At 48.2% G+C, this 542-nt stretch carries 1 protein-coding gene; it reads right to left on the bottom strand.

What is annotated here, in order from left to right; translation table 11 throughout:
- The coding region (locus R8O10_RS27060) for a metal ABC transporter solute-binding protein, Zn/Mn family (protein ID WP_318192206.1) at positions 1-542 on the bottom strand (542 nt) is incomplete at both ends.

Here is a 542-nt window from a genome sequence, read left to right as displayed (position 1 = left end):
TCGGCGATACCCCTGGTTTGGGCTCAAGATCCGCGACTTGAACCATACCTAGCCAATCAAATAAGTATCGGTAAGTGGAGTGATAGCCCACTACTCGCTTACCATTTAACGGCTTAGCTTTTGCTTCCCATTCGTTGAGTTTTTTTCGCCAATGCGCACGAAACTTCATCCCATTGAGCTGGTAGGTTGGCGCATTTTCAGGATCAACAGCTTGCAAACGCTGAGTCACAACGCGCGAAAGCGTAATCATGTCATTCGCAGCAAACTGCACGTGCGGATTACCATGCGCATGAATGTCACCCATACTGCGATCCACATGTTGATGTGTATCCAGCATACGTACAAAACTGGCAGCGTAAATCATGCTTTTTGCCCCATTTTGCACCGCAGCATTTGAGCTTCGTGCCTGTAGCATAGGCAACCACCCTACTTCTAGCTCTGCTCCAGAACACATAGCCAAATCGGCTTGACGCATTTTCGCAATCAACGAAGGGCGAGCTTGCACGTAATGTGGATCTTGTTTATCGGTAGTAGCAGAATAG

The organism is Vibrio sp. 1727, from assembly GCF_033344415.1.
Classification (GTDB): Bacteria; Pseudomonadota; Gammaproteobacteria; order Enterobacterales; family Vibrionaceae; genus Vibrio; species Vibrio alginolyticus.
Note: the sequence above shows the minus strand (reverse complement) of the source record. Positions and strands in the feature narration are given on the sequence as shown.